Annotated in this window: 14 protein-coding genes and 3 pseudogenes; 16 read left to right on the top strand and 1 reads right to left on the bottom strand. The window is 54.4% G+C overall.

The annotated features are described in order from the left end of the window. Positions 1 to 88 precede the first annotated feature (88 nt). From GM298_RS01350 to GM298_RS01390, 9 genes and pseudogenes are all read left to right on the top strand, one after another. A complete protein-coding gene (locus GM298_RS01350; protein WP_266153383.1) occupies positions 89 to 1,300 on the top strand; it encodes a diguanylate phosphodiesterase in 1,212 nt (403 codons plus the stop codon). Positions 1,301 to 1,388: 88 nt separating this feature from the next. Then, on the top strand, positions 1,389 to 2,279 hold the full coding sequence (locus GM298_RS01355; RefSeq protein ID WP_266153385.1) for an aminoimidazole riboside kinase: 891 nt from the start codon (positions 1,389 to 1,391) through the stop codon (positions 2,277 to 2,279). A gap of 173 nt (positions 2,280 to 2,452) precedes the next feature. After that, on the top strand, positions 2,453 to 3,970 hold the full coding sequence (locus GM298_RS01360; protein ID WP_266153386.1) for a carbohydrate porin: 1,518 nt from the start codon (positions 2,453 to 2,455) through the stop codon (positions 3,968 to 3,970). A 68-nt stretch (positions 3,971 to 4,038) separates the two neighbouring features. Further along, complete coding sequence (locus GM298_RS01365; protein ID WP_045285762.1) at positions 4,039 to 5,409, top strand: sucrose-specific PTS transporter subunit IIBC; 1,371 nt, start codon at positions 4,039 to 4,041, stop codon at positions 5,407 to 5,409. Continuing rightward, positions 5,409 to 6,815: a sucrose-6-phosphate hydrolase gene (locus GM298_RS01370; protein ID WP_266153387.1), complete on the top strand. Its 1,407-nt coding sequence runs from the start codon at positions 5,409 to 5,411 to the stop codon at positions 6,813 to 6,815. Before GM298_RS01365 ends, GM298_RS01370 begins: the two co-directional genes overlap by 1 nt. Positions 6,816 to 6,843: 28 nt before the next feature. Further along, on the top strand, positions 6,844 to 7,860 hold the full coding sequence (locus GM298_RS01375; protein WP_222697661.1) for a LacI family DNA-binding transcriptional regulator: 1,017 nt from the start codon (positions 6,844 to 6,846) through the stop codon (positions 7,858 to 7,860). A gap of 89 nt (positions 7,861 to 7,949) precedes the next feature. Further along, entirely contained in the window at positions 7,950 to 9,500 is a 1,551-nt protein-coding gene (locus GM298_RS01380; RefSeq protein ID WP_266153389.1) for a methyl-accepting chemotaxis protein, read from the top strand. Positions 9,501 to 9,589: 89 nt separating this feature from the next. Beyond that, a pseudogene (locus GM298_RS01385) lies at positions 9,590 to 10,109 on the top strand (hypothetical protein); the annotation flags it as partial. A gap of 205 nt (positions 10,110 to 10,314) precedes the next feature. Then, positions 10,315 to 12,036: a hypothetical protein gene (locus GM298_RS01390; RefSeq protein ID WP_266153390.1), complete on the top strand. Its 1,722-nt coding sequence runs from the start codon at positions 10,315 to 10,317 to the stop codon at positions 12,034 to 12,036. A 292-nt stretch (positions 12,037 to 12,328) separates the two neighbouring features. Here GM298_RS01390 and GM298_RS23300 read toward each other — a convergent pair. Beyond that, positions 12,329 to 12,451 (bottom strand): annotated as a pseudogene (locus tag GM298_RS23300) (hypothetical protein); the annotation flags it as partial. On the opposite strand from GM298_RS23300, the pseudogene GM298_RS01395 reads away from it, so the two are divergent. The 7 genes and pseudogenes from GM298_RS01395 to GM298_RS01425 all read left to right on the top strand — a co-directional run. After that, positions 12,446 to 12,628, top strand: a pseudogene (locus GM298_RS01395) (phage late control D family protein); the annotation flags it as partial. The pseudogenes GM298_RS23300 and GM298_RS01395 sit on opposite strands and share 6 nt — an antisense overlap. A gap of 521 nt (positions 12,629 to 13,149) precedes the next feature. Further along, positions 13,150 to 13,824: a hypothetical protein gene (locus GM298_RS01400; RefSeq protein ID WP_266153392.1), complete on the top strand. Its 675-nt coding sequence runs from the start codon at positions 13,150 to 13,152 to the stop codon at positions 13,822 to 13,824. Positions 13,825 to 13,833: 9 nt separating this feature from the next. After that, a complete protein-coding gene (locus GM298_RS01405) occupies positions 13,834 to 14,262 on the top strand; it encodes a hypothetical protein (protein ID WP_266153393.1) in 429 nt (142 codons plus the stop codon). A 275-nt stretch (positions 14,263 to 14,537) separates the two neighbouring features. Next, on the top strand, positions 14,538 to 14,957 hold the full coding sequence (locus GM298_RS01410) for a hypothetical protein (protein WP_266153394.1): 420 nt from the start codon (positions 14,538 to 14,540) through the stop codon (positions 14,955 to 14,957). 5 nt (positions 14,958 to 14,962) lie between these two features. Next, a complete protein-coding gene (locus GM298_RS01415; protein ID WP_252087216.1) occupies positions 14,963 to 15,523 on the top strand; it encodes an RNA polymerase sigma factor in 561 nt (186 codons plus the stop codon). 87 nt (positions 15,524 to 15,610) lie between these two features. Continuing rightward, positions 15,611 to 15,982, top strand: coding sequence for a hypothetical protein (locus GM298_RS01420; protein ID WP_045285756.1), 372 nt, complete (start codon positions 15,611 to 15,613; stop codon positions 15,980 to 15,982). A gap of 47 nt (positions 15,983 to 16,029) precedes the next feature. Continuing rightward, a complete protein-coding gene (locus GM298_RS01425; protein WP_266153396.1) occupies positions 16,030 to 18,054 on the top strand; it encodes a protein-disulfide reductase DsbD family protein in 2,025 nt (674 codons plus the stop codon). The last annotated feature ends 6 nt before the right edge of the window (positions 18,055 to 18,060 follow it).

Consider the following 18,060-nt stretch of genomic DNA (forward strand, 5'->3'; position numbering starts at 1 on the left):
ACCTCTTGTGGCGTGAATATGTTAGGTCGCATTGATTAAGTATGTTAAACAGTAGCTTCAAGGCACCTTTCTCATCGGAACCCCTTTTGTGCTGACGACGCTAATCTACCGAAGCCAGTTAAATTTATCTCACCCGTCCACCGAACTGCGGGAGCTGGTCGAGCGCGCCAGGGGCCGCAACGCAAAGCTGAATATTACCGGTGTACTCCTGTCTAAAGGGAGCGATGTCCTGCAAATTCTCGAAGGTTCCGAAGAGAGTGTGGTCAGGCTGTTCCATACCATTCGTCAGGACCCGCGTCACAGCGGGGTGGTTGAACTGATGCGGGACTATGGCCCGCGCAGACGTTTTGAAAATGTCGGCATGCTGTTGTTTGATCTGCAAACCCAGTCGCCGAAAGAGGTGTTACAGTCGGTTCTGCATTACAGCAAGCTGGACAGCTATCTGACCTCTGACGATCGGGTGTTCAAATTTATCCAGACGTTTATCACCGGCAAGCGTCCGTCAGAGTCTGGGGCACGCTATCTCCCTGAAAAATGGACGCTGTCACCCGAAGTGCTACCGTTTGGCGAGAGTCTGGGGCTGATTGCCGGTCAGCCCTGTCAGTTTGCACTTCAGCCCATTGTCGAGCCCTCGGAAGGGACGATCAGCTCCCTTGAAGCCCTGATACGCGGCAATGACGGCGGCAGCCCGGAGCATTTCTTCAGCACCCTCGACCCGGACAAAATCTACGAAGTTGATCTGCAAACAAAGGCCTATGCCTTTGCGCTGGCGGAAAAACTGGGGATTGGCAGCCATAAAATTGCGGTCAACCTGCTGCCCATGTCGCTGGTGAATGTGCCTGGTGCCGTTGAATTTCTGGTCAATCAGATCAAACAACACGGGTTGCAGCCGGAGCAGGTGGTTATTGAAGTCACTGAGAACGAGATGATCTCCGGGTTCAACCAGTTCAACAGCGCCATTAAGCAGCTTCGCGGTGAGGGGGTTGGCCTGGCGATCGATGATTTTGGTTCCGGCTATGCCGGTCTTTCTCTGCTGACCCGTTTTCAGCCGGATAAAATTAAAATCGACCGGGAAATTGTCAGCGATATCCACCTCAGCGGCGTGAAGCAGGCGATTGTTCGCTCCATCATCAGCTGTTGCTCCGACCTTGAAATTACCCTGGTGGCCGAAGGGATCGAGAAGATAGAGGAGTGGTGCTGGCTAGAATCTGCCGGGATCCGCCGATTCCAGGGCTTTCTGTTTGCCCGTCCGCAGCTGAATGGCGTCGGCGATATTCACTGGCCGCATCTGATGCGTTAAGCCAAATTTCCTTCCCGTTATTTCCCCTTTGCCTGGCCTGTGCTTAAATAGCTAAAACGGTTTAATAATGTTTAGCTTAGAGGGTCACATGAAAAAAATCTGGGTACTTGGCGATGCAGTGGTGGATCTGCTGCCGGATGGAGAAGGCCGGCTACTGCAATGTCCCGGCGGGGCACCGGCAAACGTTGCGGTCGGGATTGCCCGACTGGGCGGCCCGAGCGCCTTTATCGGCCGGGTTGGCGACGATCCTTTCGGGCGTTTTATGTATCAGACGCTGGCGAAGGAGCGGGTCGATGTGCGACAGATGCGCCTTGACCCGGCACACCGCACCTCGACGGTGGTGGTCGATCTGGACGACCACGGCGAGCGTTCGTTTACCTTCATGGTGCGCCCGAGCGCCGATCTGTTTCTGGAACCCGCCGATCTGCCCACGTTCAGCGCCGGGGAGTGGCTGCACGTTTGTTCCATCGCGCTCAGCGCAGAGCCGAGCCGTACTGCGACGTTTCAGGCAATGGCCGCCATCCGCGAGGCGGGCGGTTACGTCAGTTTCGACCCCAATATTCGCCCGGATCTCTGGCCGGATGAGAACGCCCTGCATGGCTGCCTGGAGCAAGCCCTGCAACGCGCCGACGTGGTAAAACTCTCGGTCGAAGAGCTGGCCTTTTTCACCGGCTGTGCGCAGGTAAACGCCGGTCTGGAGGCGCTAATGCAGCGCTGCCCGGCGCGGTTGGTGCTGATCACCCAGGGTAAAGCGGGCGTGACGGCCTGGCATGAAGGTAGCGTAAAACACTATCCGGCTACGCCCGTTCAGTGCGTCGATACCACCGGCGCGGGCGACGCCTTCGTGGCGGGCCTGCTCTACGGCCTGGCCGCCGGGCAGGACCTGACGCCGGTTATCGCCCTGGCCCAGCGCTGCGGCGCGTTAGCCACTACCGCCAAAGGGGCAATGACCGCATTGCCCTGGCAGCACGAGCTATAATTCCTCCCTTCACTGGCCGCCAGTCGGCGGCCTGAATTGTCGCCTCGATCACACTTACTAAATCGGTTTAGCAAAAAAGATTGCCGATCCAAAATTCACAGGTTTAGTATCAGCAACCTAAACCGGTTTAGCAATTTAGCACGTTTAATGACTTCTTTTAGGGATGCGACAAAATGTATAAAAAACGCAGACTTGCCGTGATGATAGGCATGCTGGCCGGCAGTACCTCTGTTTTTGCCCAGACTGATATATCCAGTATCGAAGCGCGCCTTGCCGCAATGGAGCAGCGCCTCCAGGACGCGGAAACGCGTGCCCAGGTGGCGGAGAAACGCGCCACGGCGGCAGAACAAAAAACACAGCAGCTGGTGGCCGCTCAGCAGCAGGCGCAAACGACAACCCAGGAGGTGGCGCAGCGCACCACCGCGCTGGAGAAGAAGGCGGATCAAAGCGGCGGATTTGAGTTTCACGGCTATGCCCGTTCAGGCCTGCTGATGAACGATGCCGCCTCCAGCAGCAAAAGCGGTCCTTACCTGACGCCAGCCGGCGAAACCGGCGGTGCAGTAGGGCGTCTGGGTAACGAAGCCGATACCTACGTTGAACTGAACCTGGAGCATAAACAAACCCTGGATAACGGGGCGACCACGCGCTTCAAAGCGATGCTGGCCGACGGTCAGCGAACCTATAACGACTGGTCTGCCGATACCAGCGATCTCAATATTCGTCAGGCCTTCGCGGAGCTGGGCAACCTGCCTGATTTTACCGGCGCGCTGAAAGGCAGTACCTTCTGGGCGGGTAAACGCTTTGACCGCGACAACTTTGACATCCACTGGCTGGATTCCGACGTGGTGTTCCTGGCCGGTACCGGTGGCGGCGTCTACGACGTGAAATGGAACGATTCGCTGCGTAGCAACTTCTCCATCTATGGCCGCAACTTCGGCAGCGTGGAGCAGACCGACAACAACGTTCAGAACTATATCCTCAGCATGAACCACTTCGCCGGCCCGTTCCAGCTGATGGTGAGCGGCTTGCGGGCGAAAGATAACGATGACCGCAAAGACACCAACGGCGATCTTATAAAGACGGACGCCGCCAATACCGGCGTGCATGCCCTGGTGGGATTACATAATGAGAGCTTCTATGGCCTGCGTGAAGGGACGGCCAAAACGGCGCTGCTGTATGGTCACGGGCTGGGTGCGGAGGTGAAAAGCATCGGCTCTGACGGGGCCCTGCTGTCTGAAGCGGATACCTGGCGCTTTGCAAGTTACGGTGTCACGCCGATCGGTGGCGGCTGGAGCATTGCGCCTGCCGTGCTGGCGCAAAGCAGTAAAGATCGCTACGTCAAAGGCGATAGCTATGAGTGGGTAACGCTCAACACCCGTCTGATTAAAGAGGTGACGCAGAATTTCGCGCTGGCGTTTGAGGGCAGCTATCAGTACATGGATTTAGATCCGCAAGGCTATAAGGACCGTAACGCCGTCAACGGCAGTTTCTACAAGCTGACCTTTGCACCGACGTTAAAAGCGAGCAAGATCGGCGACTTCTTTAGCCGTCCTGAGCTGCGCCTGTTTGCCACCTGGATGGACTGGAGCAGCAAACTGGACAATTACGCCAGCGATGATGCTTTTGGCAGCAGCGGCTTCAACGCCGGCGGGGAATGGAACTTTGGGGTCCAGATGGAAACCTGGTTTTAACCCATCCCGCTCCCGCCTGGCGGGAGCGGTTTAAACATCATAAAAAATGAAGTCAGGCAGAGGTATCTATGGATTTTGATAATATCGCCCGCGCGCTTATTCCGCTGCTCGGTGGTAAAGAAAACATCGCCAGCGCGGCACACTGCGCAACGCGTCTTCGTCTGGTGCTGGTCGATGACGCGCTTGCCGATCAGCAGGCTATTGGCAAGGTCGACGGCGTAAAAGGCTGTTTTCGTAACGCCGGGCAGATGCAGGTGATTTTTGGTACGGGCGTGGTTAACAAGGTGTACGCCGCGTTTATCCGGGCGGCGGGGATCAGCGAATCCAGTAAATCTGAAGCCGCGGATCTGGCGGCGCGCAAGCTCAACCCGTTCCAGCGCATTGCCCGTCTGCTCTCCAACATCTTTGTGCCGATCATTCCCGCGATTGTGGCGTCCGGTCTGTTGATGGGCCTGCTCGGGATGGTGAAAACCTACGGCTGGGTCAATGCGGATAACGCCCTCTACATCATGCTGGACATGTGCAGCTCCGCGGCGTTTATCATTCTGCCTATTCTGATCGGCTTCACTGCCGCGCGTGAGTTTGGCGGTAACCCGTATCTTGGCGCAACGCTTGGCGGCATTCTGACCCACCCGGCGCTGACCAACGCCTGGGGCGTGGCGTCGGGTTTCCACACCATGAATTTCTTTGGCCTTGAGATCGCGATGATTGGCTATCAGGGCACGGTATTCCCGGTGCTGCTGGCCGTCTGGTTTATGAGCATCGTGGAGAAAAATCTGCGCCGCGTGATTCCGGACGCCTTAGACCTGATCCTGACGCCGTTCCTCACCGTGGTGATCTCCGGCTTTATCGCGTTGCTGATTATCGGTCCGGCAGGGCGCGCCCTGGGGGACGGCATCTCCTTTATTCTCAGCACCCTTATTGCCCACGCGGGCTGGCTGGCGGGACTGCTGTTTGGCGGACTTTACTCGGTGATTGTGATCACCGGTATTCACCACAGCTTCCACGCCATCGAAGCCGGGCTGCTGGGCAATCCATCGATTGGCGTTAATTTCCTGCTGCCTATCTGGGCCATGGCGAACGTGGCGCAGGGCGGTGCCTGTCTGGCGGTATGGTTCAAAACCAAAGATGCCAAAATTAAAGCCATTACGTTGCCGTCGGCGTTTTCTGCGATGCTCGGCATCACCGAAGCGGCTATTTTTGGTATCAACCTGCGCTTCGTTAAGCCGTTTATCGCCGCGTTGATTGGCGGCGCGGTGGGCGGTGCCTGGGTGGTGTCGGTGCATGTCTACATGACCGCCGTCGGGTTGACCGCCATTCCGGGCATGGCCATTGTGCAGGCCAGCTCGCTGCTGAACTATATTATCGGCATGGTGATTGCCTTCGGCGTGGCGTTTACCGTCTCACTGCTGCTGAAATATAAAACGGACTCTGAATAATGACGTTACCTTCCCGCTGGCCTGCGATCCTGCAGGCCGTTATGCAAGGTCAGCCGCGGGCGCTCGCGGACAGCCATTATCCGCAATGGCACCCCGCGCCGGTGACAGGGCTAATGAACGACCCGAACGGGTTTATCTGGTTTGCTGGCCGCTACCACCTGTTTTATCAGTGGAACCCGATGGACTGCGAGCACCGCTTTAAGTGCTGGGGGCACTGGAGCTCTGCGGACCTGGTGCACTGGCGGCACGAGCCGCTGGCGCTCATGCCGGATGAAGAGTATGACCGCAACGGCTGCTACTCCGGTAGCGCCGTGAATAACGCGGGCGTATTGACCCTGTGTTACACCGGCAATGTCAAGTTTGATGACGGCAGCCGCACGGCCTGGCAGTGCCTGGCCGTGGAACAGCCGGATGGAACCTTCAGGAAGCTGGGACCGGTGCTGGCGCTGCCGGAAGGCTACACCGGCCACGTGCGCGACCCGAAGGTGTGGCAGCACGACGGGCTGTGGTACATGGTGCTTGGCGCACAGGATGTGCAAAAGCGCGGCAAGGTGCTGCTGTTTAAGTCAGCTGATTTGCACGCCTGGCAATCCTGCGGGGAGATCGCCGGTCACGGCGTCAACGGCCTGTCGGATGCAGGGTATATGTGGGAGTGCCCGGACCTGTTTGCCCTCGACGGGACGCACGTCCTGATCTGCTGCCCGCAGGGGCTGGCGCGCGAGCCGCATCGCTACCTCAACACCTATCCGGCCACCTGGATGAGTGGAGCGTTTGACTCTTCCAACGCCCGGTTTGATCACGGCGAGCTGCACGAGCTGGATGCGGGCTTTGAGTTCTACGCCCCGCAAACCACGCTGGCGGAAGACGGTCGCCGTATTCTGATCGGCTGGATGGGCGTACCGGACGGGGAAGAGATGCTGCAGCCCACGCGGGCGCACGGCTGGATGCACCAGATGACCTGTCCGCGTGAATTACAGTATCGCGACGGCAGGCTCTGGCAGATCCCGGTGCGTGAGCTGGCGGCGTTGCGCGAAGATGAACACAACTGGCAGGGGCGCGCCAGCGCCGCGCCCGCACTCGACGCGACGCGTCTGGAGTTTGAGCTGGGCGCTTCGCAGGTGATTGTCGATTTTGCCGGCGCGCTGCGCCTCAGCGTCGATGGGCAGGGCCTGCGTCTGGAACGCGCGAGCCTGGAAACCGGTGAAACGCTGACCCGCTACTGGCAGGGCGACGTCCGTCATTTACGCGTCCTGTGCGACCGCTCCAGCGTTGAAATTTTCATCAACCACGGCGAAGGGGTGATGAGCAACCGCTATTTTCCTGTCCATCCGGCCCGGGTGCGATTCGAAGGTGCGTCCGACATCACATTACGCTACTGGTCGTTGCGCACCTGCATGATAGAATGAGGGTTTTGGCAGCCGGATCTAAGTCGTTGTGAGAAAAACAAAACGCGTCACCATCAAAGACATCGCGGAGCTGGCGGGGGTGTCCAAAGCCACCGCCAGCCTGGTCCTGAACGGTCGCAGCAAAGAGCTTCGCGTGGCGGAAGAGACGCGCGAGCGCGTGCTGGCGATTGCAAAAGAGCACCACTATCAGCCCAGCATTCACGCCCGTTCGCTGCGGGATAACCGCAGCCACACCATTGGTCTGGTGGTTCCGGAGATCACCAACTACGGTTTTGCCGTCTTTTCTCACGAGCTGGAAACGCTGTGCCGCGAGGCGGGCGTTCAACTGCTGATCTCCTGCAGCGATGAAAACCCGGGGCAGGAGACGGTGGTGGTGAACAACATGGTGGCGCGGCAGGTGGACGGGCTGATCGTGGCCTCCAGCATGCTTAACGACGCGGACTACCATAAGCTGAGCGAGCAGCTGCCGGTGGTCCTGTTTGACCGCCACATCAACGACAGCGCGCTGCCGCTGGTGATCACCGACTCTATTACCCCGACGACGGAACTGGTGGCGGATATTGCGCGTCAGCATCCGGATGAGTTCTACTTCCTTGGCGGCCAGCCCCGCTTATCCCCGACGCGCGACCGCCTGGAAGGGTTCAAACAAGGTCTGCGTGATGCCGGTGTGGAACTGCGTCCGGAGTGGATCATTCACGGCAACTATCACCCGAGCTCCGGTTACGAGATGTTTGCCGAACTCTGCGCCCGGCTGGGACGTCCGCCGAAAGCGTTGTTCGCTGCCGCCTGCGGGCTTCTGGAAGGGGTGTTGCGCTATATGGGTCAACATAATCTGTTGCAAAGCGATATCAGGTTAGCCAGTTTTGACGATCACTATCTCTATGATTCACTGACGATCCCCGTGGATACCATTCGCCAGGATAACCGGCAGCTGGCGTGGCACTGCTTTGATTTGATTAGCAAATTGATTGAAGGCGAGACCCCGGAACCGTTGCAACGCAAGCTGGCTGCCACCCTGCAGCGGCGCTATAAGTCAGCAGATTAGCCCGGACCGATACATCAATAACTTTAATTAATTTAAGTTTTGGAAGCGCCGATAACCATAAGGAATAATTCTCCTTGAGGTATTGGTTTATGTCGTTGAAAAAGTCGTCCCTGATTGTCCTGTTCTCGCTGCTTTTCTTCTTTGTTGTCAGCACTGTCACCAGCGTTGGCCTCATCATTAAAAGTAATTATTCCCTGGATAACGTCAATAAAGAGATCCAGGTGGTGCTGTCCATTATTGACCCCATTAACCACAGCCGTACGTTGCGCGTTCGGGTGATGGAGTATGTGAAGATGGTGGAAGCGGGCAACGCAGCGGACGGGGCAGCAAAGCTGACCTCCGTGAAAGAGGCGCTGACCAAAGCGGACCATGCGTTTTCGGCCTTTATGGCGTCGCCGCGCCTGAGCGATGAAGCACCGCTGGTGAGAGCCTATCAGGATGCCTGGCAGAACTACCGCAACCAGGGGCTGGCGCCGCTGATTGATGCCGCTGCGGCACACGATGTCGCCAAATTTGACGCACTGATCCCGGAAGTGTCCCGCCTCGATCGCCAGTACGAGATCGTTCTCGACCAGGTCCTTTCCGTGCACCAGAAATATGCCAAAAGCCTGAATGAAGATGCGAGCAGTAACTTCGTCTCTGGCCTGGCGATCATTGCCGCAATCGCCAGCCTGTTTGTGGTGGTGATCATCGCCGTTAGCCTGCTGATGAAGCGCTTTGTCTTCGCGCCGGTCAACCTCGCGCGCGAGCACTGCAGCCAGATTGCGGCAGGTAAGCTGGACATTCCGGTGCCGGTGAAGGGGAGCGCCCATAACGAAATCGATCATCTGATGAGCTCGATGGAGCAGATGCGTCAGGCACTGCTGTCAACCATCGCTCAGGTACGCGATGCGAGCCATACCGTGACGCACGCAGCCCAGGAGATTGCCTCCGGGAATATTGACCTGGCGTCACGCACCGAGCAGCAGGCTTCCGCATTAACCCAGACGGCGGCCAGCATGGAAGAGCTGAGCGCGACGGTGGCGAACAACACCGATAATGTGTTCCAGGCCGGAAAACTGGTACAGGACGCGGTGAAAAATGCCCACACCGGTGAAGCGGTGACCCGCGAAGTCATCGACACGATGAATACCATCGCCGCGAACTCGAAGCGCATCGAAGACATCACCAGCGTGATTAACAGCATCGCCTTCCAGACCAACATCCTGGCGCTGAACGCGGCGGTTGAAGCGGCGCGCGCCGGCACCCAGGGCCGCGGCTTTGCGGTCGTGGCCAGTGAAGTGCGCACCCTTGCACAGAAAAGTGCGGTGGCCGCCAAGGACATTGAGAGCCTGATTGCCCAGTCGGTTTCCAGCGTGAAAAACGGTGCGGAGCTGGTCAGCCGTTCAGGTGCGGTGATTGACGCGATTATTTCGTCGGTGAACAAAGTGAATACGCTGATGGAGCAGATCTCCGTCGCCTCTGAAGAGCAGAGCCGTGGGATTAGCCAGGTCGGGCAGGCGGTGACCGAGATGGACGGCGTGACCCAGCAGAACGCCGCGCTGGTGCAGCAGTCCGCCGCGGCAGCGGCCTCGCTGGAAGAGCAGGCGCAGCAGCTTTCACGGAGTATTTCGAGTTTTAGTTTGCCGGTGCAGGCTTGATTGAATATAAGAGGCTCTTGAGGGGGCCTTTTTAATGTCTGGCTTAACGGGAAAGCCGTGTCAGACAAAGTTTCATGTTTTATTACTAGCAGCCAAAAGCCATAAAAAGCGGCTCTGCCGCTACTCGGAGTCCTGTCAATAACTGTGTATTACCAACCAACGGAGACTCCACTGATATGATGCCTACATCACCGTTTGAGCAATCCGAAGTGGTGTTAAACCGCATTGATGCTGGAGTCGTTGATTGGAACGACCCGGACGTCGTGAAGGTGCTCAGGGACGCGCTAAAGGCGGGGGCTAAACCTCAAAATAGACAGCAAAGAAACAGATCACCATTAAAATAGGACGACCTCGCCCCTTCGGGTCGTTTGACCAAATCGCAGCGGGACCAGATATCACGCATCCGGTTTGACCTCGCACAGCACGGCATTACGCCGGAATGGTGGGAACTGGATGTACTGGCGAGAGGTGCGACGGTGACATATGGCGAGAAAAAAATTCCGTTATACAGTAGCTGATGAATGGCTGGGCTATTCAACAAAACAATATCGTGGCGAAATGCTGGGGGACTTAGGTGTTGGGTCGTGGAACTACTATAATTTTTTATAGCTAAAGTTTTACATATGTTAATGATGAGGAGTGAAGTAGTTACGCATTGTAAGTAAATCATGTACGTAACTCGGCTTAGGGCTGTGATGTACATCATGTTATCTAGTGTAGGAAATTATTTAATTATTGCCTAATATGCGACTAAGCGTATACGATTAACATCAAGCAAATTGCCCTTGGTATTTCATGGAATGGAGCGTTGAAAGTGGAAAGAATATTTACAGCTAGGCCTTTCAAAACACGAAATGCAGATGAATATGATATCAATACCCTCCTAAATCTTTTTGTTAATCCGCTGATTGGTTTGTCCACTCCATTTGATTATGAGAATTCGATTATTAAAGGACGAATGGGATCAGGGAAAACAATGTATCTGAGGGCCAATCAGGCATTTTATTTGTCAGCTTTGTTACCTGCCCTGATGGAGGGTGATGATGAAATAATCCTTCCAATCATGATAAAGCTAAATGACTTCCAGCACATATCAGATCCAGATGAAATATATAAGCAGATTGTGGTTAAAATAGTGGAAGAGTTGGTTTCAATACATCATCATTTGGAGGGGACAAAAAATTTAGTGAGTATTCATGGGAATCTAAAAATGATCCCTCGAAGTTTAATTGCGCGACATAAAAATTCAGAGATGATGTTAAAAATATCAGAGCTGAGCAGTGATGAATATTTAAACAAAGTTTCACTGGATAAGCAAAACAAGGCATCTCTGAAGTTCAATTTTATAGAGGCATCAACTGATTGGAAAACTAATCATTATCAAGAATTTAAGAAAAAACCAAGCCCAGGTATCAAAGACATTGAAGAATGTTATAAGTATTTATTAAATGATGCAGAGGGTAAAATACTGTTATTGCTTGATGAGGCTGGCGCTCTTGATAAGGGTTTCTTCAAAGGTGGTGAAGGAAGAGGTAGTTTATTTGAGGTTTTAATGAATCAGTTTAGAACGGCCTCATTTATACGTACAAAAGTAGCTGTCTACCCTAATTCATACTCTGATATGCTAACTGAAACAAGATATGGCGATGTGGTCATGCTTGAAAATAGTGTTATGGATGAAGCTGGATATAAAAGACTTCGAGCCAAAGCTATTGATATAATAAATAATTACATTAATCCCAAAAGTGATGACTCAATGCCGTTCAGGGCTGAGGATGTTTTTGAAATTAATGATAAATCAATTTACGGTGATGCTCTTGAAATGATTTTATATGCGTCTCACGGGAATATGAGACGACTTATACATATTTTTGATATGAGTATGGATACGGCATATTCAGAAGGCTCATATGCGAAGCGCGTTGAAAAAAATAATGTAATAGAAGCATTGCGGAGGCATGCTGTTAATAATGAAGGCACTTTGTCGAATCAGGAAAAGGAATTTTTAGAAAGCCTTGTAAAAGTATGCCGTAGTCGGTCGGCCTACAAGTTTTCATTCCCAAATGTTCCTCTTTATAAATATACAAGTCGATCTAGAGAATATAATATAATCAATGTTGATGAACCAGGTTCAGGCCGCAAAGCAACTGTTTATTCTTTTGATTTCTCTTTTTGCGTATTAAAAGATATACCAACCCATCGAATGAATGATGATGAAAGAGTATACAAAGAACGCTCAGGAGATCTCGGTCGATGGTCGTCAAGGAAAGCGATAATTAGTAATAATATGATCGAGCAGGCATCTTTTCCAGGGAAAATTGAAGGTAAGGTTTCATGGTATGACATTGAAAAGAAACACGGCTTCATAACTGTTGATGATTCCCCAGATAGAAAGATTAATGAGTATTACTTTCAATGTAAGCAGATAATTGAGGAGGATAAAGGAAAAACAATGCATGTTGGTAAGAGGTTGCGTTTTTATCCGAGCGAAACGGATGGCGGGGAGTTAGTCGCTTATGTAATTGAAGTTTTATAGTTGGCTTTTTAATAACTGTTACAACGTACAAAGAGTGTGTTCGTTTAAAAATACTCTTTGTATTTTTTATTTGATATTTTACATTGTCATATCGTTTACACAATTAGGGTGCATTTTTTTGCGTGCCCCGCTAGAGTTGACCCACCTCCGACGCGTTTGTGTACTTGCATAAAAACGGAACTGTCAAGCGGGCAGGCGAGACGGGAATGGCACTGCACGCCAGACGTGGTGACATGATTTATTTCGCGCGTCTGTACGCGTCGTGGAGGCGTGCTGAATGGTGAGGTTGAATCTCGACGTACAGGTCGCCGTTGTGGCTCTGCGCGGTGTTGGAAATGGTCCCGAGAAAAATCAGCTTTGCGCCGTTGTTGCCGATGACAATCGGGTCGCCGATCAATTCAACGTCGGCGACCCGAAGCCGCAAAAGCAAAAGGTGAAGCTCAAGCGTAAGCCAAAAGAGAAGCACCTCTGCGCGCTCCAGCACCCGAAAGCGACCAAAGTCCCGGCAAATGCCAAAGCCAAAAAAGAGCAGGAATCGCGTGAAGGTGAGTATATGGCCGGTGAGTCTGATAACGTGCCGGAGCTCACGACGAGAGAGACAGTCGAGCGTTTTATCGTATCGCCGGGGATAGTAGTGCCAGCGGCACCGCACCTGTCTATGTTAGGACAGCAACAGATTCAATGGATGTGACTCTCCACAAAACCCGCAGATAGCGGTTTTTTCAATAATTAGTATGCACTTGCGTTATAATTTAATACCGTAAATTGCAAAAGAAACTTAACTAAATTCAACTCAAATGGAGTGGGTTTATGAAAGATTATTTAATTCACATGGCTAATTATCATAAGAGTCAATCACCGCAAATATAGCGATGTCGCATTACGAAAATTGAGGTATTCACGCCGTTGATAGGTCCGATAATTCCACCCCCCACGTCGACAATAGCAAACGCCGCCGGTACTGAAACTCGCTTTCAGTGCCGGTGGTGTTGAACAACGATCCCGGCAAGGCGTTAGCTTCTGAGTCGATTAAATCAGAGACGAGAAAAGTAGAACGAAGTAAAAATGTCAATTATGATGACCACAAGGTTAGCCCAAAAGGAAATCATGACAATGAGCATTGGATTAATTACAGACGAGCCAGGACGTTTTTATACCTTCCATTCAATATTGCCTGCTGGTGAATATTTCGAATTTCGCCCCCGCAATCCTCCACTGAACTCAAAACCCATCGTTGATGACGAAAGCGGGATGTGTATTGGTTATTCCGTCGCTCAGGCTCCCGGTTTATGGCAGATTTATGATGCAGACGGCATGTTTGTCAGGCTGGAAGAAGCGCCATTAGAAGCCCCCCTGATTGACCCAACAGACCTCGCTTTAATTGCTTTTGGTGCATTTCGACTTTTTCGGGCTGGCAAGGCGTTACTGGAGAGTGGTGTCAAAACCGCCGTAACGGTGAGACTTAGTGAGGCTACCATCAGTCTCTTGCGTGGCCGTCTTAAAATGGGTTTAACAGCTCGCGCGCTCAGGATGAGTGAGTCATCGGCAAAACACATGCTGACGCCAGGTCGTTATGTGCCTTTACAGATTCAGGAAAAGGCCATTCGTTATGGCATAAGAACGCCGGACCCTCTCAAAAAGCCAGGGCTTTTCCGTTACGAGGCTCGTATGTATAAGCTTGTGGAAGATAAGCAAAATAAAGGCACTTATATTTACAAGTCTTACCGTCTAGAGGTGTTGGTCAGGGAAGCTGACTGGACTATTATGCATTTTCAGTACATGCCGTAAGGGGGGAGCATGATAGATATCACAAGCGGTGACAGACACCTTAAATTAACGCCTTATGAAAGGCTGACTGAGCCCGAAGAGCCTGCATATAGCCGTATTATGGTATGGGTTGAATTCTCAATCCCTGTCTTAAAAACAGAGTTTGCTGCAGAGTTTTTTGTCGGTCAGTTAGAGCAATTCAGGAATGATGCACATGCTTTCCATCAGGCCTTAACGACAGGTACAAAGTCTAAGGATATTCGTTTAACCTCGGCATTCGAGCAGGTTATGCTTAAGTTTCATCAGGCACATTTTGCCGGTGCTGTTGGAGTTAGTATGGTACTTAAGCCTGAAAACCATGCTGACAGTGTTACCCTTGACGATTCCTTCGAGATTGATGAAAGTTACTTTCCCGACCTGCTCTCTGGTCTGGACGACATCATTTCATGGCAAAACTGATGCTTGAATTACGCTACAAGACCGGCACTCAGACTGCCGGACTTTTTATGCCATTTACTTGCGCCTTTCTCCTTTTCTGTCAAGCGAAGACTAGCGACTTCATTACGCAAAAAGTGATGGCCTCAAGGTGACTCATAGCGCCCGCCAACTCTAACAGCTATGAGTCCAAATCCGACAGCACAAAAATTCTTTCATTCACCCCAGCAATATTTCCCTCGCTCATCCGTCTACCTCACCACAAGCCATAATCAGTTACGGTAAACGAGGTAAACACCATGAGAGATTTTGAAATGCACGGCAGAGGTCACGGGCGCGGATTTGGTCGCCACCGTATGGGCAAGGGATTAGTCATCGGCGCGGTGATTTTCATCGTACTCGGCCTGCTGGTGATGTCCCTGTGGAATGCCTTGCTTCCGGCGATCCTTGGCGTGAAGGCCATCGGATTCTGGCAGGCGCTGGGCATTCTGGTGCTGAGCCGCATTCTGTTTGGCGGGCTGGGCTTCCGCCCGGGGATGTTCGGCGCGCACCGCCGCATGCACGAGCGCTGGATGAACATGACGCCCGAGCAGCGCGAGGCGTTTATTCAGCAGCGCCGCGAAGGGTTTGGTCGTCACGGCCGCGGGCACTGCGGCTGGCACGGGCATCGTGACGATAAGCTCGATGACGCCACGCCGAAAGCGCCGGAAGCAGAGTGAGCGAAATGAAAGCCGGGGAGGCGGGCGGATCCATGCTGATGTCGGCGCTCAATGCCTGCCGCGCCCGGCTGAGAGCCTTCATTCGCGGACGGACGTCCGTCCGTGATGATGCCGACGACATTCTGCAGGAAGTGACGTATCAGCTGATGAAAGTGGAACAGCCGGTCGAAAACGTCGCCGCCTGGCTGTTCCGCGCGGCGCGTAACGAGATGACCGACCGGGCACGGAAAAAGCGCGAGGTCTCGCTCTCCGGCTATTTTACGGGGGAAGACGACGAGGGTTTCCCGGAGGACGAGCTGGCCGAAACCCTGTTCGGCGTATCGCACACGCCGGAGGAGGAGTACCTCAAAACGCTGCTGTGGGAAGAGCTGGGACAGGCACTGTCTGAACTGTCGCCGCCGCAGCGGGAGGTGTTTGAAAAGACCGAGCTTTACGGCTACAGCATTAAAATGCTGGCAGAGGAGACCGGTGCCAGCGAACAGGCGCTGTTATCCCGCAAACATAAGGCAGTACTGTTTCTACGCACGCGGCTGCGGGACGTCTATGACGCGCTAACGGGCGAATAGCGGCGACAGACAAAACCTTACACTTCCGGCACTTGTAGATTCATCACTATCGTTTATGATCGGGGCGTCTTGTTACTCTGGAATGTTATGCGCAACCGTCAGCTCCTCGGAAAATGGCTTTTGATTATCACCTGTCTGGCGATGGCGCTTTGCCTCGTACAGCGTGCGGTGATGCTCAACCATTTTTTACAGGGGCTGGATCCGCAGATTTCTCTGATAGCTGATGCCCCGGCGCAAACCAGCGATACGGAACAGCCCGGCCCGTCGCCCTGTCAGCTGGGCGCGCACTCGCTGCTTTGCGCGCAGCCGCTGTTCTTTGACGGTGCGCTACCGGCCATTATTATCTTCTTCGCGCTGCTGCAGCTGTTTACGCAAGGGCGGGCGTTTGCGCCCGTTGAACAGCCCGTTCAGGCACCGCCTCCCCGAATACACCTGAAAAACTGCGTTTTCCGTGAGTGAAATCATCGTCACCGCACGATAATTTTTCACTGTTCACGGAGTAAAACATGGTTAACCTCTTCAGGGGATTCGTCTTCCTGTGGCTGTCCTGCATCGGCATTGCCCATGCGGCGGACACCGGCTGGCTGGTTTCCCCCCAAAACGATCACGCCCGTATCCGCTTTCAGGCGGAGAGGGAACAAACGCACATTAAGGGCCTGCTCACCGTTGAGCTAAAACCCGGCTGGAAAACCTACTGGCGATCGCCGGGCGAGGGCGGTGTGGCGCCGAAAATCAGCTGGCCGGACGGCGTAACGGACAGCTGGTCCTGGCCGGTCCCGTCGCGCTTCGATATCTCCGGCATGACCACGCAGGGCTATCACGATAAGGTCACTATTCCGATTACGCTCGACGGGTTGAGGGACGACACGCTCGACGGGACGCTCACGCTCTCTACGTGCAGCAACGTCTGCCTGCTGACGGACTACCCGCTGCACCTCGATTTTACCCAACCGGTGGATGAGGGCTTCCGCAGCGCCTTCGCGCAAGCGATGCGCGCCGTGCCGGGCACCTCCGGCGTTTCTGCCGATTTGTCGGCCTGGCTTTCTGACGGCAACCTGGTGGTGACGGGGACGACGGACGGGAAATGGGATAATCCGGGGATCTTCTTTGACCCGTTGGAGGGTGACATTTTGCCCGGCGAGCCGGTCATTAAACACGACGGCAATACGCTTCGGGTAACGGTCCCCGTCACCGATGAATGGGGCGATAAGCCCGCCTCGCTGAAGGGTAAAGCGCTGTCGTTTGTGCTGACCAATGGCGATCGCGCGCAGCAAACCACCATGACCGTTGGGACAACGCCCGAAGAGACTTCAGTGGCGGACGGGATCGGCAAAATGGTGCTGTTTGCGCTATTGGGCGGGCTGATCCTGAACCTGATGCCCTGTGTACTGCCGGTGATGGGCATGAAGCTCAACAGCATCCTGCACGCGGGCTCGGACGGCCGCACCATCCGGCTGCGCTTTCTGGCCACCAGCGCCGGGATCGTGACCTCCTTTATGCTGCTGGCCGCAATGGTCACCGCGCTGAAGCTGGCTGGCGCGTCGCTGGGATGGGGCATTCAATTCCAGAACCCGTGGTTTATCGGCCTGATGGTCGCCGTCACCTTCCTGTTTGCGCTGAACCTGTTTGGGGTCTTTGAGATGCTGCTTCCTTCTGTCGCCGCCGGGCGGCTGGCAACGGCAGGAGGGACGGGGATTAGCGGCAGCTTCTGTGAAGGGATGTTCGCCACGCTGCTGGCGACCCCGTGCTCCGCGCCGTTTCTGGGTACCGCGGTTGCCTTTGCCCTTGGCGCGCCGCTGCACGCCCTGTGGCTCATCTTCCTGATGCTCGGCGTGGGCATGAGCCTGCCGTGGCTGTTTGTCGCCCTGGTGCCGAAAACGGCCTTGCTGCTGCCGAAACCCGGTCGCTGGATGAACACGCTGAAAGTCGTTCTCGGCCTGATGATGTTGGCCTCCAGCTTCTGGCTGGCGACGCTGCTGAGCCTGCATCTGGGCGACAGGGTCACTCAGGTGGTGTTGCTGATGCTGGTCGCCGTCACGCTGGCGCTGTTCGCAATGAAGCGGCAAACGGCCTCGCCGCTGTTCTGGCTCGTGGTTATCGCGCTGTCGGGGTTCGGCGGGTATCAGGTGCGCGGGCTGCTTAACGCGCCGCCTGACGCGTCGGCGCTAAATACCGCGCAGGCCATACCGTGGCAGCCGCTCAGCGAGGAGGCCATCGGGCAGGCTCTGGCGCAGGGGAAACGGGTGTTCGTGGATATCTCTGCCGACTGGTGCGTTACCTGTAAGGTGAACGAGCATCGGGTGCTCAATCAGCCGGAGATCGTTGCCGCACTGCGCCAGCCGGACGTGGTGGCCCTGCGCGGAGACTGGAGCCAGCCGTCCGCGCTCATCGCGGCGTTTCTGGCGAAGCGAAACCGCTACGCCATCCCGTTTAACGCGGTGTATGGCCCCGGCCTGCCTGATGGCGAAATCCTCTCGCCGCTGCTGGACAAGCGCACCCTGGTCACCACCCTGAACAACGCAAAAGGCTAACTGTAC

This window comes from Enterobacter sp. HSTU-ASh6 (assembly GCF_026319105.1).
Classification (GTDB): Bacteria; Pseudomonadota; Gammaproteobacteria; order Enterobacterales; family Enterobacteriaceae; genus Enterobacter; species Enterobacter sichuanensis.